This window comes from Caldimonas brevitalea (assembly GCF_001017435.1).
In the GTDB taxonomy this organism is placed as follows: Bacteria; Pseudomonadota; Gammaproteobacteria; order Burkholderiales; family Burkholderiaceae_C; genus Caldimonas; species Caldimonas brevitalea.
In genome coordinates this window covers 1330677-1343908 of the sequence record NZ_CP011371.1, presented here as the reverse complement: position 1 = coordinate 1343908, position 13232 = coordinate 1330677, and the positions used below count along the sequence as shown (strand labels likewise).

Here is a 13232-nt window from a genome sequence, read left to right as displayed (position 1 = left end):
CCATGAATGTTCTGCGGAGTTCTCTCGGCGGCTGCCGTCGAGCAACGGCGATTGCCGGTAGACCCCCTTCAATCGACCCAGTTCGAGGATGAAGTCGACGGTCTTGGTGGGTTCGGATCACGGGTTGTCTGTGTCATCAGATCGCCTCCATCACTTGAAGACTGCCCACGGTTCGCCTGACATTAGGCGAGCCCCTCCGGTGCTGTCCAGGCGAGGGAGCGCGCGCCGTGGGCGGCTCAGCGCCAGCCTCTGCATCGAGGTAGGAGTTGTCAGCTGTCGGTAGACACGGGTCCTTTGCCCCACATGCGCACGGACTGGAGGGCGTGAACCCTGGGACCTCTGTTGTGAACCCGAAGTGTTTGCGCAGGAAGCGCTGGAGGTGGCGGTCCACATTCGCCCGAGACCTCTCTAGCTCGGCGGCGACGTGCTTGTCCGAGAGGACTCGAAGCGGTCCTTCGACACCGCGCGTGCGCAACGATGGCGTCAGATCCGACGGGTCTGTTTGGCCTATGCCCATTTCCGGGTGAGGATCAAGCGCGGCATCATCGATACGAGTTGATTATAGCAGCTCACTTTAATTTTAGAATTCAGCTATAATTCTCTACCATGAACGGCGCCTTCTCCATCTACCCACGCCCAGGCCTCGCCCGACACTACCTGGACCGCCTCCTGACCTCCCCCAACCGCGCGCTGTCAGTGTTTGGCCCGCGCCAGGTCGGGAAGACCACGCTGCTGCAACACGACCTGGCGGCCCTTGCCGAGCGCGAGGGGATTGCCGCCTTGTACGTCGACTTCATGGCGTCCTCGAACGCGCTCGAGTTGCTGAACGCGCGTCTCGCCCAGTTGGTGCACGAGGCCAGGATGGGACTGTCCAAGCGGCGTGTCAAAGCGGCCAAGGCGGCTGGCTTCGGGATCGACCTTGAGCCGGCGCCAAGCGACCCGGTCAGCGCAGATCCCGGCGTGCAGCTTCAGAATGCCTTCTCCACCCTCAATCGGTTGAGGCCAGGCGTGCAGCTGCTGCTGATGCTCGACGAGGCCCAGGAACTGGTTCGTCAGCAGGAAGGCGAGCGAACCATGAAGGCGATCCGCGCACTGTTCAACACCTTCCAGGGGCAGTTGCTGCTGCTGATCACGGGGTCGTCCCGCGAAGGCCTGCTGCGGCTGTTTGGGGACCGCCATCGTGCCAGCTTCGGGCTGGCTGACCACGAGGACTTTCAGCGGCTGGGCAGGGACTTCGTCGAAGCCAAAGCCGCGGCATTCAACAAGCAACGACGCCAGCCGATCGAGATCGACACGTTGTACACCGCGTTCCAGGCCATGGAACACCGCCCGGCCGACTTCATTGCCTATTTGTCCTTCCTCGCCATCAACGAAGTGCGCGACGTGGTGGGCAGCGTACAGGTCTTCCTCCAGACCCGCTATCCAACCGAAGCCGTGCGCGAACGCTTCCTGCGCTTCACGCCGCTGCAGCGCACGGTGCTCACGCTCCTGGCCGAGGGCCCATGCCAGGTTGCCAGCAAGGCAACCATGGACCGTGTGGCGCGTGAACTCGGAGCGCCGGTCACCGCTGGCGGCATCCGGCATGCACTGACGTCCCTGCCCGCCGATGTCATTGCGAACCCGGCGCGGGGCCACTACGAGATTGTGGATGCGCAGCTATTGGCATGGCTGAGGGAGGCGGACCGCGAATGAGTTCAAAGGTGGTGGGGTGAGAGGACCGATCCCGCTCCTGGCCGCTGAACGCATAGGGTTGGACCGCCCAAAACTCCGAGCGCCGACGCCGGGCGCTTCACAGCTGGCAGTACCCACTCAACGGGTGCCGGCAAGCCCGTTGTTGCGATTTCGAGAACGCTTCCTTGCGGCGCGCCTGGTTTTTCCCGGAGTCGTTCACTTCTAAAGTTCATCCCATCGATGAGCACAAACGAACAACGGTTGCGACTCACCGAGGGGCCGGGGGCCGATCCCGCCGACCCGGACCAACTCAAGCTGTAAATGGAGCTGAACATGAATGCCAAGAAGACCGTGATCGTTGCCGTGATGACCGCTTTTGCCGCCGCAGGCGCCTTTGCCGGCGAAGCGAACGACGATGACCAGACCTGGACCCGCCAGTCCGCGTCGGTGAAGACCCGTGCCGAAGTGAAGGCCGAACTGGCCCAGGCCCGCGCCGAAGGTGAACAACTGGCCGTGTTCAGCGGCGAAACCACCGTGCTGCCCCCGCAGACCGGCGGTGCGCTGGCCCGCAGCCGTCAGGACGTGAAGCAGGACACGGTCAGCTTCCTGCGCACCCAGCGCAGCGCCGCCCCGATCAACATCGGCGGCTGAGCGCGAAGGCGGGCGCGTGGCCTGCCACCGTGCGCCAGAAGCAGAGGCCCGCATCCGCGGGCCTTTTTCGTGATGCCGTCACCGCCCCCCCGCGCCCGATCCTGCAGCCGGGACGGATCAAACCCCCACCGACTTCCCCGAGGTTCAGGCTGGCCCGGACAGCCCGACATGCCAGCGGTCACACTGTGGTTTTCTCCGCCTGCCGCCCCATGTCCGCACCCCCCGCCTTTCCCTTCGACAACACCTATGCCCGTGACCTGCCGGGCTTTTACGTCCGCTGCCAGCCGGCCACCGTCGCGTCGCCGCGGCTGCTCTTTTTCAACCGTGAACTCGCCCAGGAACTGAAGCTCGACTGCGCCGCGCTCGACGGCCCGCAAGGCGCCGGCGTTTTCGCCGGCAACACGGTGCCCGAGGGAGCCGACCCGCTGGCCCAGGCCTATGCCGGCCACCAGTTCGGCGGGTTTTCGCCGCAATTGGGCGACGGTCGGGCCCTGTTGCTGGGCGAGGTGATCGACCGGCGCGGCCAGCGCCGCGACATCGCGCTCAAAGGCTCGGGGCGGACCCCGTTCTCGCGCGGCGGTGACGGCAAGGCGGCAGTCGGGCCGATGCTGCGTGAAGTGCTGATCGGCGAGGCGATGCACGCGCTCGGCATCCCGACCACGCGGGCACTGGCCGTCGCAGCGACTGGCGAGACCGTCGAGCGCGAGTTGCCGCTCCCCGGCGCCGTGCTCACCCGCGTCGCCGCCAGCCACTTGCGCGTCGGCACCTTCGAGTTCTTCGCGGCGCGCGATGACCTCGAGCGGCTGCGTCAGTTGGCGGACTACACCATCGCACGCCACGATCCGGACCTGGTGGGCACACCCGATCGTTACGTCGCACTGCTGCGCCGGGTGGCCGAGCGGCAGGCGGCGCTGGTGGCGCAATGGATGAACATCGGCTTCATCCACGGCGTGATGAACACCGACAACATGACGATCTCCGGCGAGACCATCGACTACGGACCCTGCGCCTTCATCGAGGCCTACGACCCGCAGGCGGTGTTCAGTTCGATCGACCACGGCGGCCGCTACGCCTACGGCAACCAGCCGCTGATCGCCCGCTGGAACCTGGCCCGGCTCGGCGAGGCCCTGCTGCCGTTGATTGCCGAGGACATGACCGAGGCAGGCATCGAGAAGGCCCTCGGCCAGGCCACCGAGGTGATCGACGCCTTCCCGGACTGGTACGCACGCGCACTGCTCGCCGGCCAGCGCGCCAAGCTCGGTCTGCAGCGCGCGACAGCCGACGACGACCCTGCCGACACCGCGCTGGCCGAGGACTGGCTGGCGCTGCTGCACGCGCAGGCCGTTGACTTCACGCTGGGTTGGCGGCGGCTGGCCGATGCCGCCGAGGGAGACGAAGCGGCGCTGCGCGGGCTGTTCCAGGCGCCGCAAGCGCTCGAACCCTGGCTGGGCCGTTGGCGCGAGCGCTGTGCGAGCGAGGATGCTGCCGCGCCTGACGGCACGGGGCGGGCCGCTCGGATGCGCCGGGTCAACCCTTGGGTGATCCCCCGCAACCACCGTGTCGAGGAAGCGCTCGCGGCAGCCACCCACGACGACGACCTGGGGCCGTTCCAGCAGCTGCTGGCCGCACTGCGACGGCCTTATGAGGAAACGCCGGAAAACACGCCTTATGCAGAACCGGCGCCGTCTGACGTGACCGCTTGCTATCAGACCTTCTGCGGAACCTGATTCCGTAACGAATGCCGAAGGCCGCCCGATCAGCGGGAGCGACACCGTTGGTCGGCCCGCAGAGGCCGGCAGTTGCGTTGACGCGGAGGTGACAACGTCCTCCTGCACCGGTCACGCCACCGCGCCCTTCCCTTCCGACGGCGCAACTTCCACACCTTTGAAGACGGCTTCCATCGGCATCCGGCAGTCGATGCTGGCAAGGGCCAGGTCCGCGGCCCGCGACTGATCCGACAGCAGCCAGCCGTCTGCCGTCAGGGTGAACACCTCGACCTCGCGTGAAGCCGGGTCGATCAGCGCGTACTCGCGCAGCGTGGGCAGGCTGCGGTAGAGAATGAACTTGTTGCGCTTGTCGTAGCCCTTTGTCGAGGGCGACAGCACTTCGATGATGAGCTTGGGGTCTGTGATGGTCTGCTCGTCGCCGGCCTGGGCCTTACCGCAGGTCACCATGACGTCGGGATACAGGACGGCCTCGTCGGCGAGCTGCACCTTCATCGACTCCGCGAAGACCTGGCAGGGTGTGCCGTCCAGATGCGAGCCGAGGTGCGCAGCCAGGTTGAGGATCACGCGGTTGTGCCGAGCTGAGCCGCCGGTCATCGCGAACACCTCACCGCGGAAGAACTCGTGCCGGGTGTCCTGCTGGCTTTCCCAGGCCAGGAAGTCGGCCAGGGTCATAGTCGAGATGGGGAGTCCCATGTGGCTGCCTGCTGATAGGGCGCAATGCATACCATCATAGTCGGCTCGCAAGACGTCATGAATCCGTCGGTAGCCGAAGCGCCCCAGTCGCTGCTGGGCGGCCGGCACCCACGCAACTTCCGCGACCTTCGCTGCCCTCCACACCGGCGTGTGACCGAGGCGGTCGGACGGCCGCGGCTCAGGCTCAGCTGTCCAGCACGAAGTGCTCGAAGATCAACACGCCGAAAAACACCAGCCCGGCGATCACCGTCCACTTGACGATGGCCAGCCCGATGCGGAAGTAACGCGCCTGGCGCGTGATCAGGTACAGGCCGAAGCACACCACCGAGCCCATCAGCAGCAGCCCGATCAGCACGCGGATCAACGCGAACATGTCAGGCTCCGCTATCGCCCTACCAGACCGGCGCGAGTTGCGCGAAGCCTGAGGGCGCCTTGGCCTCGTCGTCGAAGCTGACGATCTCGTAGGCGCTGGCGTCGGCCAGCACCGCGCGCAGCAGCTTGTTGTTCAGCGCATGGCCCGACTTGTAGGCGCTGTAAGCGGCCAGCAGAGGTTTGCCGACCACGTAAAGGTCGCCGATCGCGTCGAGGATTTTGTGCTTGACGAACTCGTCGTCGTAGCGCAAACCGTCGCTGTTCAGCACGCGGTAGTCGTCGACCACGATCGCGTTGTCCATGCTGCCGCCCAGCCCGAGGCCGCGCGAGCGCATCATCTCGACGTCTTTGGTGAAACCGAAGGTGCGGGCGCGTGCGATGTCGCGGGTATAGCGCCCGGAAGAGAAATCGAACACCACCCGCTGCCCGGTCTGGTCGACCGCCGGGTGATCAAAATCGATCTCGAACGAAAGCTTGTAGCCGTGGAAGGGATCGAGGCGGGCCCACTTGAGGGTCGGGCCCGTCCCTTCACGCACTTCGACCGGCTTCTTGATGCGCAAAAAACGCTTGGGCACCTTCTGAAGCTCGATCCCGGCGCTCTGCAATAGGTAGACGAAGGAGGCTGCAGAGCCGTCCAGGATCGGGACTTCCTCGGCGGTGATGTCGACATACAGATTGTCGAGTCCCATGCCTGCGCAGGCAGACATCAGATGCTCCACCGTGTGCACTTTCGGCGCCCCGGGGTCACCCCCGGCCGACAGCGTCGACGCGAGCCGGGTGTCGCTCACGGCCGCCGCCGAGACCGGAATCTCGACAGGCACCGGCAGATCGACCCGCCGAAACACGATGCCGGTGTCAGGCGCCGCCGGCCGGAGCGTGAGTTCCACACGCTGGCCACTGTGCAACCCGACGCCGACGGCGCGCGTCAGCGATTTGAGAGTGCGTTGTTGAAGCATGTCCGCATTTTAGGCAATCAGCACTTTCCCCGCAGTCGAAGCTTTTGATCGCAGCGATTACCCGGCAGGGCAGCCGGCAAAACCGTACGAAGTGGCCGCGACAGCGAGATTGAGCGGGGTGATCGGCGTCGCGAGCGGGGCGAGGTGCGGGCGAGGACCGCAGCCGTACTCCCGTACGGCGAGGACCACAGCCCGCAGATCGCCCCGCGCAGCAGCCGAGCACTCCGCTCAATCGGCTTGTTTGCGGAGGAAGGCGGGGATTTCGATTTCGTCCATCCCGTTGCTCGCCAGCGCATCCACCTTGGCCGCCGCCTGCGTGCGCCCCGAACGCCACACGCTGGGGGTGTTCAGGCTGCTGTAGTCATGCCCCGAGTGGTGGCTGCCCTGCCGCTCGGCATGCACCGCACTGTTCAACACCGGAATGTTGTCGGTGCCGGTGCGCAGCGCCGGCTGCGAGTGCACCACGCTGATCGGGGCCTGCTGACGGCGCGAGTTGGCCGACAAGCCGGTCGCGATCACCGTGACGCGCAGCGCGTCGCCCAGGCTGTCGTCGTACGCCGTGCCGTAGATCACATGTGCATCGTCGGCGGCATAACGGCGGATGGTGTTCATCGCGTTGCGGCTTTCGCTCAGCTTGAAGGTGCCGCGCGCTGCCGCGATCAGCACCAGCACGCCGCGCGCGCCCGACAGGTCGATGCCTTCCAGCAGCGGGCAGGCCACGGCGGCCTCGGCGGCCTTGTGGGCGCGGTCCGGGCCTTGCGCGATGGCGGTGCCCATCATCGCCTTGCCCGGCTCGCTCATCACCGTCTTGACGTCTTCGAAGTCGACGTTGACGAGGCCGGGGATGTGGATGATGTCGCTGATGCCGCCCACGGCGTTCTTCAGCACGTCGTTGGCCTGTGCGAACGCCTGGTCCTGGGTGACATCATCGCCCAGCACTTCGAGCAGCTTCTCGTTGAGCACCACGATCAGCGAATCGACATTCGCTTCCAGCTCGTTCAGGCCGGTGTCGGCCTGCTTCATGCGGCGGCCGCCCTCGAACTCGAACGGCTTGGTCACCACGCCGACGGTCAGGATGCCCATTTCCTTCGCGACACGCGCGATCACCGGTGCCGCACCAGTGCCGGTGCCGCCGCCCATGCCGGCCGTGATGAACAGCATGTTGGCGCCGGAGATGCAGTCGCGGATGCGGTCCACGGCTTCTTCCGCCGCAGCCTTGCCGGCTTCGGGTTTGGCGCCGGCGCCGAGGCCCGTGGTGCCCAGCTGGATCAGCTTGTGGGCGGTCGAACGGTTGAGGGCTTGAGCGTCGGTATTCGCCACAACGAATTCCACACCTTGCACGCCCTGCGCAATCATGTGGTCCACGGCGTTGCCACCGCCACCGCCCACACCGATCACCTTGATCTGGGTACCCAGATTGAACTCTTCGATCATCTCAATAGGCATTTGGACCTCCTTCGTCACTAGCAGTTGCCTACACACACATCAATCAAACATGAACGGGATCGACCTGGGCGGCGGGTACATGGCCCGTCGCTCGGCGGTCGGCCGCTCAGAAGTTCCCGATAAACCAGTCCTTGACCCGGCCAAAGAGCGTCTTCACCGAACCGGCCTGTTGAGCCGCCCGATGACCGCGCACACGCGCAAGGCGCGCCTCCTCCAAGAGTCCCATCACCGTGGCCGAGCGCGGGTTGGCCACCATGTCGTGCAGTGCGCCCGAGTAAGTCGGGATCCCCTTGCGCACCGGTTTTAGAAAAATGTCCTCGCCCAGCTCGACCATCCCCGGCATCACCGCCGATCCGCCGGCGAGCACGATGCCGGACGACAGCAGCTCTTCGTAGCCGCTCTCACGGATGACTTGATGCACAAGTGAAAAGATTTCTTCCACGCGAGGCTCGATCACGCCGGCCAATGCTTGTCGCGAGAGCATGCGGGGTGCCCGGTCCCCGAGGCCAGGCACTTCGACCTGTTCGTCGGGGTCGGCCAGCAGCTGTTTGGCGACGCCGAAATCGACCTTGATCTCCTCGGCGTCCTTGGTCGGCGTGCGCAAGGCCATCGCGATGTCGCTCGTGATCAGGTCGCCCGCGATCGGAATCACGGCGGTGTGGCGGATCGCGCCGTCGGTAAAGATCGCCACGTCAGTGGTGCCGGCGCCGATGTCGACCAGCGCCACGCCCAGGTCTTTCTCGTCTTCGGTCAACACCGACAGGCTGGACGCAGAGGGGTTCAACACCAGCTGCTCGACCTCGAGCCCGCAGCGTCGCACGCACTTGACGATGTTCTCGGCCGCACTCTGTGCGCCGGTGACGATGTGCACCTTCACCTCGAGGCGGCCACCGCTCATGCCGATCGGCTCCTTGACCTCGTGGCCGTCGATCACGAACTCCTGCGGCTCCACCAGCAGCAGCTTCTGGTCGTTGGGGATGTTGATGGCCTTGGCGGTCTCGACCACCCGCGCGACGTCGATCGGCGTGACCTCCTTGTCGCGCACGATCACCATGCCGGTCGAGTTCTGCCCGCGGATGTGGCTGCCGGTGATGCCGGTGTAGACCCGCGTGATCTTGCAGTCGGCCATCATCTCGGCCTCTTTCAGCGCCTGCTGGATCGACTGCACCGTCGCATCGATGTTGACCACCACGCCGCGCTTGAGCCCGTGCGACGGCGCCACGCCCAGCCCGGCCACGCGCAGCTCGCCGCTCGGCAACACCTCGGCCACCACCGCCATCACCTTGGCCGTGCCGATGTCGAGGCCGACAACGAGATCTTTGTATTCCTTGGCCATCTTGCTCTCAGTTTCTATTCGCACCGGCTGGGGAGCCGGGTCTTGCGCCGGGTTTCGCGCCGCCGGGGATACCGGTCGTGATGCCCTCGATGCGCACCGCATAGCCGTTGTGGTGGCGCAGGTCGGCGTATTCGAGCGGCCCGGGGTAGCGCTCGGTCACTTGGGGCCACGAGGTCACGAAACGGTCCAGCCGTGCCAGCACCTCGCCGGCCTCGCCGCGGCCGAGTTCGAGTTCGGCGCCGTTGTCCAGTGCCACCTTCCACGAGCCGCGGTCCGACAGCGTCAGGCGTTCGATGCCGGCGCCCATGCGCCGCACGGCCGTTTGCACCGGTGCCACCATCTCAAGCACCTGACGGGAGCTGCCATCGGGCCCGGACAAGGTCGGCAGGCGGTCGTCTTCGACATCGCCGAGGTTGGCCTCGAACACCTCGCCGTAGGTGTTGACCAACCGGTTCTCGCCCCAGTAGGCGGCGGCGCGGTGTTCTTCCAGCCGCACCAGCAACCGGTTGGGCCAGACCCGCATCACCGTGGCGCGTCGCACCCAGGGCACCGACTGGAAGGCCTGGCGTGTACGTTCCAGGTCGATGCTGAAAAAATTGCCGCTCAGCTTGGGCGTCGCATTGGCGCGGATGGTCGTTTCGCTGCTGCGTGTCACGTCGCCCTCGATGCGGATGGCGCGGATCGAAAACAACGGCCAACGCGCGGCCCACGACACGGTCATCCAGACGAAGCCGAGCGCCGCCAGCGTGTAGAGCAGGGCGGCGGTCGCGTTCATCAGTCGGATGTCCAGAGGTGTCGTGGATTGCATGGTCTCGGTCGTGGCGGGCCCTCGCCTCAGAGGTTCAGCGAGGCCTGCGTCACCAGCCACAGGCACAGCTGCTCATAGCTGATGCCCGCGGCCCGGGCCGACATCGGCACCAGCGAATGTCCGGTCATGCCGGGCGAGGTGTTGATCTCGAGCAGGAAGGGCTTGCGGTCGGCGGCACGGATCATCACGTCGGCGCGTGCCCAGCCGCGGCAGCCGAGCGTGCGGAAGGCCTGCACCACCAGGCGCTGGATCTCGGCTTCCTCGTCCTGCGGCAAGCCGCTCGGGCAGTGGTACTGGGTGACGTCGGTGAAGTATTTGTTCTGGTAGTCGTAATTGCCCTGGGGCGCGACGATGCGGATCACCGGCAAGGCTTCCGCGCCGGCGCCTTCGCCCAGCACCGGGCAGGTGGTCTCGTCACCGTCGATGAACTCCTCGCACAGCACCTCGGGGTCGCAACCGGCCGCCAGCGCGTAGGCGGCCTCGCACTGCTCGACGCTTTCGACCTTGGTCAGGCCGATGGTCGAGCCTTCGCGGGCCGGCTTGACGATCATCGGCGAGCCCAGTGCAGCAAAGGCCTCGCGCGTCTCGTCGGCGCTCGTCACGATGCGCCAGTCGGGCGTGGGCAGGCCCTCGAAGCGCCAGATGCGCTTGGTCATGATCTTGTCCATCGCGATGCTCGAGGCCATCACGCCGGAACCGGTGTAGGGCAGGCGCAGCAACTCCAGCGCACCTTGCACCGTGCCGTCTTCGCCGTAGCGACCGTGCAGCGCGATGAAACAGCGGGCATAGCCGTCGCGCTTGAGCTCGCTCAGGTCGCGGTCGTGCGGGTCGAAGGCATAGGCGTCGACCCCTTGCGACTTGAGCGCGTTCAGCACGCCGGTGCCGGACATGATCGACACCTCGCGTTCGGCGGAATCGCCGCCCATCAGCACCGCCACCTTGCCGAGGGCCTTCACGTCGATGGCAGACAGATCGATCTTCATGCGTCGGGTCCTTTCCTGTGGAGCCGTTCGGTGAGTTGGGCCGGCACCCCGCCGATCGAGCCGGCGCCCATCGTGATGACGACGTCACCGTCGCGGGCGTGGTCGACGATCGCCTGCGGCAGCGTCGCCACGTCGTCGACGAACACCGGGTCGACCTTGCCGGCCACCCGCAGTGCGCGGGTCAGCGACCGGCCGTCGGCCGCCACGATGGGGGGCTCACCAGCGGCATACACCTCGGTCAGCAGCACCGCGTCGGCGTGGCCGATGACCTTGACGAAATCTTCGAAGCAGTCGCGCGTGCGGGTGTAGCGGTGCGGCTGGAAGGCCAGCACCAGCCGCCGCCCCGGGAAGGCCCCGCGCGCTGCGGCCAGCGTCGCGGCCATCTCGACCGGGTGGTGCCCGTAGTCGTCGACCAGCGTGAAGCTGCCGCCGCCTTGCGCCGGCAGCTCGCCATACCGCTGGAAGCGCCGGCCCACGCCCTTGAACTCGGCCAGCGCCTTCAGCACCGGCGCGTCGGGCAGTTCGAGCTCGGTGGTGAGCGCGATCACCGACAGCGCGTTGAGCACGTTGTGCTCGCCGGGCAGGTTCAGCGTCACCTGCAGGTCGGGCATCGTGACACCGTTGCGTCGCTTGCAGGTGAAGAACATCTGGCCGTCGCGCGCCTGCACGTCGACGGCGCGCACCTGGGCGTCCTCACCGAACCCATAGGTGATGACCGGCCGCGACACCATCGGGATGATCGAGCGCACGCCCGGATCGTCGCTGCACAGGATGGCCGCGCCATAGAACGGCATGCGGTGCAGGAAATCGACGAAGGCGGCCTTCAGCCGCGCATAGTCGTGGCCGTAGGTGTCCATGTGGTCAGCGTCGATGTTGGTGACGACCGAGACGATGGGCATCAGGTTGAGGAACGAGGCATCCGACTCGTCGGCCTCGACCACAATGTAGTCGCCCGTGCCCAGGCGCGAGTTGGTCCCGGCGCTGTTGAGCCGGCCGCCGATCACGAAGGTCGGGTCGGCGCCGGCCTCGGCCAGCGCCGAGGCCACCAGGCTGGTGGTGGTGGTCTTGCCGTGGGTGCCCGCAATCGCGATGCCTTGCTTGAGCCGCATCAACTCGGCCAGCATCACCGCACGCGGCACCACCGGCACACGCTTGCTGCGCGCCGCGATCACCTCCGGGTTGTCGCCGCGCACCGCGGTCGACGTGACGATGGCGTCGGCGCCGGCGATGTGCCCCGCGTCATGGCCGATCTTCACCTCGATGCCGAGCGAGGCCAGCCGGCGCGCGGTGGCGCTGTCGTTCTGGTCCGAGCCCGACACCGTGTAGCCAAGGTTGAACAGCACCTCGGCGATGCCGCTCATGCCGGCACCACCGATGCCGACGAAATGGATGTGCTTGACCGCGTGCTTCACGCCGCGCCTCCCTTTTGTTGCACCAGCTTCTCGATCTCGTCGGCCACCTTGGCCGCGGCCCGCGGGCGGGCCAGCGTGCGCGCCTTCTCGGCCATAGCCTGCAGCGCGGCCCGGTCGGCCGTGCGCAGCGTCTCGGCCAGCCGCTCCGGCGTCAGCTCGGCCTGCGGCAGGTGGATGGCCGCGCCGTACTGCGCCATGTACTGCGCGTTGTCGCGCTGGTGCGAGGTGGTGCTGACGATCAGCGGCACCAGCACGCTGGCGACGCCGGCGGCGCACAGCTCGCTGACGGTCACCGCGCCGGCGCGGCAGACGATCAGGTCGCACGCGGCCAGGCGCTCGGCCATGTTGTCGATGAAGGGCAGCACCTCGACCTCGCGGTCGGGGTCGATGCCCTGCGCGGCATACAGCGCCTTGACGCCGTCGCGGTTGAGCTGACCGGTCTGGTGGGTCACCTGGGGCCGCTGCTCGGGCGACAGCAGCGCCAGCGCCTTCGGCAGCGTCTCGTTGAGCACGCGCGCGCCCAGGCTGCCACCGACGACCAGCACGCGCAGCGGGCCAGTCCGCCCGGCGAAACGCTCGGCGGGCGGGGCGATCTCCTCGATCTCGGGCCGCACTGGGTTGCCGGTGACCGTGGCGCGCTTGTTGACCGTGGCTGCAGCGCCATCGAAGCCGAACGCGACCATGTCGGCCACCGGTAGCAGCGCCCGGTTGCTCATGAGCAGCGCCGCATCGGCATTCACCAGCACCAGCGGCAGGAAACGCGCGGCTGCCATCAGGCCGCCGGGAAAACAGACATATCCGCCCATGCCGAGCACGGCGGTCGCCTTGCGCTCACGCAGAATGCGCCAGCACGAGGCGAAGGCACCGAGCAGCCGAAGACCGCCGGTCATCGTGTGCAGCAAGCCCTTGCCGCGCAGCCCGCTGAAGCCGATGGTGTCGAGCGGGATCCCCGCTGCGGGCACCAGCCGGTTTTCCATGCCCTGCGTGGTGCCGAGCCAGCTGACGGTCCAGCCACGGCGCTGCATCTCCTGAGCGACCGCGAGGCCGGGGATGATGTGGCCGCCCGTGCCGGCTGCGACGATCACAAGATGACGGCTCATTGGGGAGCCTCCGTGCTCCGCACTGCGGTGCGAGCGCCTTCGGGCGGCCGTGCGGCGCTCATGAGGACAACCTCCGT

General features: G+C 66.9%; 12 protein-coding genes and 1 pseudogene. 3 read left to right on the top strand and 10 right to left on the bottom strand.

The window, feature by feature from the left end; all coding sequences use genetic code 11:
- Positions 1-90: pseudogene (locus AAW51_RS30635) on the bottom strand (HD domain-containing protein); the annotation flags it as partial.
- Between the two features lie 516 nt (positions 91-606).
- Between AAW51_RS30635 and AAW51_RS05935 the strand changes: the two are divergent.
- From AAW51_RS05935 to AAW51_RS05925, 3 genes are all read left to right on the top strand, one after another.
- The gene (locus tag AAW51_RS05935) at positions 607-1692 is read left to right on the top strand and encodes an AAA family ATPase (RefSeq protein WP_047193873.1); all 1086 of its coding nucleotides are present in this window, start codon (positions 607-609) and stop codon (positions 1690-1692) included.
- 312 nt (positions 1693-2004) lie between these two features.
- Positions 2005-2322 carry a DUF4148 domain-containing protein gene (locus AAW51_RS05930; protein WP_169787987.1) on the top strand — a complete coding sequence of 106 codons (318 nt, stop codon included), beginning with the start codon at positions 2005-2007 and terminating at the stop codon, positions 2320-2322.
- A gap of 209 nt (positions 2323-2531) precedes the next feature.
- Entirely contained in the window at positions 2532-4049 is a 1518-nt protein-coding gene (locus tag AAW51_RS05925; protein WP_047193871.1) for a protein adenylyltransferase SelO, read from the top strand.
- A 111-nt stretch (positions 4050-4160) separates the two neighbouring features.
- Here the strand turns inward: AAW51_RS05925 and AAW51_RS05920 are convergent, their stop codons facing one another.
- From AAW51_RS05920 to murG, 9 genes are all read right to left on the bottom strand, one after another.
- Positions 4161-4742 carry a Uma2 family endonuclease gene (locus AAW51_RS05920; RefSeq protein WP_047193870.1) on the bottom strand — a complete coding sequence of 194 codons (582 nt, stop codon included), beginning with the start codon at positions 4740-4742 and terminating at the stop codon, positions 4161-4163.
- A 184-nt stretch (positions 4743-4926) separates the two neighbouring features.
- Positions 4927-5115: a hypothetical protein gene (locus AAW51_RS05915; RefSeq protein WP_047193869.1), complete on the bottom strand. Its 189-nt coding sequence runs from the start codon at positions 5113-5115 to the stop codon at positions 4927-4929.
- Positions 5116-5134: 19 nt separating this feature from the next.
- Positions 5135-6070, bottom strand: coding sequence for a UDP-3-O-acyl-N-acetylglucosamine deacetylase (gene lpxC / locus AAW51_RS05910; protein ID WP_047193868.1), 936 nt, complete (start codon positions 6068-6070; stop codon positions 5135-5137).
- A 228-nt stretch (positions 6071-6298) separates the two neighbouring features.
- Complete coding sequence (gene ftsZ, locus AAW51_RS05905; RefSeq protein WP_047193867.1) at positions 6299-7516, bottom strand: cell division protein FtsZ; 1218 nt, start codon at positions 7514-7516, stop codon at positions 6299-6301.
- 106 nt (positions 7517-7622) lie between these two features.
- The gene (gene ftsA / locus AAW51_RS05900) at positions 7623-8852 is read right to left on the bottom strand and encodes a cell division protein FtsA (RefSeq protein WP_047193866.1); all 1230 of its coding nucleotides are present in this window, start codon (positions 8850-8852) and stop codon (positions 7623-7625) included.
- Positions 8853-8859: 7 nt separating this feature from the next.
- The gene (locus AAW51_RS05895) at positions 8860-9660 is read right to left on the bottom strand and encodes a cell division protein FtsQ/DivIB (RefSeq protein WP_047193865.1); all 801 of its coding nucleotides are present in this window, start codon (positions 9658-9660) and stop codon (positions 8860-8862) included.
- A 26-nt stretch (positions 9661-9686) separates the two neighbouring features.
- A complete protein-coding gene (locus AAW51_RS05890; protein WP_047193864.1) occupies positions 9687-10643 on the bottom strand; it encodes a D-alanine--D-alanine ligase in 957 nt (318 codons plus the stop codon).
- Positions 10640-12055: a UDP-N-acetylmuramate--L-alanine ligase gene (gene murC / locus AAW51_RS05885; RefSeq protein WP_047193863.1), complete on the bottom strand. Its 1416-nt coding sequence runs from the start codon at positions 12053-12055 to the stop codon at positions 10640-10642. Before murC ends, AAW51_RS05890 begins: the two co-directional genes overlap by 4 nt.
- A complete protein-coding gene (gene murG, locus AAW51_RS05880; RefSeq protein WP_047193862.1) occupies positions 12052-13155 on the bottom strand; it encodes an undecaprenyldiphospho-muramoylpentapeptide beta-N-acetylglucosaminyltransferase in 1104 nt (367 codons plus the stop codon). The genes murC and murG overlap by 4 nt, the downstream gene beginning before the upstream one ends.
- Positions 13156-13232 lie beyond the last annotated feature (77 nt).